Here is a 1,872-nt window from a genome sequence, read left to right as displayed (position 1 = left end):
GAGATTTCCGAAATGAATCTCTTACACTCCGAACGCTAACCGCTTTGCTCCGCACACTTACCTTATTCAAGTGGTTGATCAAGTCGAATCAGATCTTCAAACGTTTCTCGACGAATCGCCAAATTATCTTGACCATTTTCAACAAAAATAACGGCTGGTCTTGGATTTCGATTATAATTGGAAGCCATCGCATATCCATATGCACCGGTAGCCAGCATTGCCAAAACATCTCCCGGCTTGGTCTGAGGCAACGCCTGCTTTTGAATTAAAATATCACCGGACTCACAATACTTGCCGGCTACCCGTACCGTCTCTTTAGCCGGTGCCTTGGGATCATTAGCCAAAACTGCATCATATTCAGCTTGATAAAGGGCTGGCCGAATATTATCGCCCATGCCACCGTCAACCGTGACATACGAGCGAATGCCCGGAACGTCTTTTCGACTGCCGACAGTATAAAGATTGTAGCCTGCAGGACCTGCAATTGACCGGCCCGGTTCAATCCAGACAGCCGGCATTGGAAGTGCCAACTCCCTGGCCCGCTTCTTAATTGCTTTAACAATCGCATCAACAAACATTTCCGGTGCAATCGGATCATCTTTTTCGGTATAGCGGATACCAAACCCACCGCCGACATTAACAACTTTTGCCACATACCCGATTTCCTTGTGCCACTGACCGAGTGTATCAATCAACTTTGTGGCAGCCAGTTCAAATCCCTTTACTTCAAAAATCTGTGAACCAATATGGGCGTGAATGCCGAGCATTGTCATCCGTTGGTCAGCCAATACTTCATCCAAGGCCTTACGAGCCTGACCACTTTGCAGATCAAAGCCGAATTTGCTATCTGTCTGACCGGTTTGATCATATTCATGAGTGTGGGCAGAGACGCCTGGCGTTACTCGCAACATCACATTAATGTGGGCATCTTTATCTTTCAAAATCTGCTTTAGCAAAGCAATTTCATGGAAATTATCCAAGATAATAACCCCGATTTGGTGGTCAACAGCCATTTCCAATTCTTCAACGGACTTGTTATTACCGTGAAAGCTGACATGATCCATTGGAAAGCCCGCTTTAATAGCGGTATATAATTCGCCTCCGGAAACAACGTCGATATGTGCATTTTCCTGATTGACCAGTTGGAACATCGCAATGCAGGCAAATGCTTTGCTTGCGTAACTAACTGCATAATCCACATGATTGTCTTCAAACACCTTTTGAAAATGATGGATTTGATTTCTGATGGACGATACATCATAGACAACCAGTGGGGTTTTGTATTTTTTGACAAGATCAAGTGCATCTGCACCACCGATTTCCAAATGTCCGGCTTGATTAATCTGAATTTGACTGATATCACTACTCATTTAAATTTCCTCCAACTCATCTTCAAAAAGGGTACAAAAAAATCTCTTTGTTCAGTGGCTAACTAAACAAAGAGATTCAGAATTTTAAGTGCTCTAATATTCTTTATCAATTTTGTCGTCGTTAGCGCCCCGCAGCTGACGATTTTCGCTGCGACAGTCCATAGCCTCTTAAGCTAAGTCCCAGCGCGCCAAGGCCTGCTTCCCTTGGTGCTTCGGCAACCGCCCCTTTCATTAGCTTCAAAGTTCAAGCAGGAACTCCACTAATTACTCTTGTTGGTTGCAACCTCTAATGATTATTTACTAATCAGTTTATAATGCTTCTCATCATCCGTCAACCTTTTAATGTAAATTTGCACAAATCAATTTCTAACACAGCAATGAAAGTCGTAAAGATAAACAAAATGATAAATTTAAGCAACTAATGAACTAATTACAATAAGCATTATACACTTATCTCGTCATTTTTCAGAAAAAATTACTCATCAATCACTTTCCAATATTA

1 protein-coding gene and 1 riboswitch are annotated in these 1,872 nt (G+C 42.4%); the gene reads right to left on the bottom strand.

Annotated elements, in window-relative coordinates:
• Positions 1 to 62: 62 nt before the first annotated feature.
• A complete protein-coding gene (gene lysA / locus HMPREF0519_RS08390; RefSeq protein WP_003635444.1) occupies positions 63 to 1,370 on the bottom strand; it encodes a diaminopimelate decarboxylase in 1,308 nt (435 codons plus the stop codon).
• A gap of 114 nt (positions 1,371 to 1,484) precedes the next feature.
• A riboswitch (Lysine riboswitch) is annotated at positions 1,485 to 1,667 on the bottom strand.
• Positions 1,668 to 1,872: the final 205 nt, after the last annotated feature.

This window comes from Lentilactobacillus hilgardii DSM 20176 = ATCC 8290, from assembly GCF_000159315.1.
Taxonomy (GTDB): Bacteria; Bacillota; Bacilli; order Lactobacillales; family Lactobacillaceae; genus Lentilactobacillus; species Lentilactobacillus hilgardii.
The sequence above is the reverse complement of the archived record's forward strand: the minus strand, read 5'-3'. Positions and strand labels throughout refer to the sequence as shown.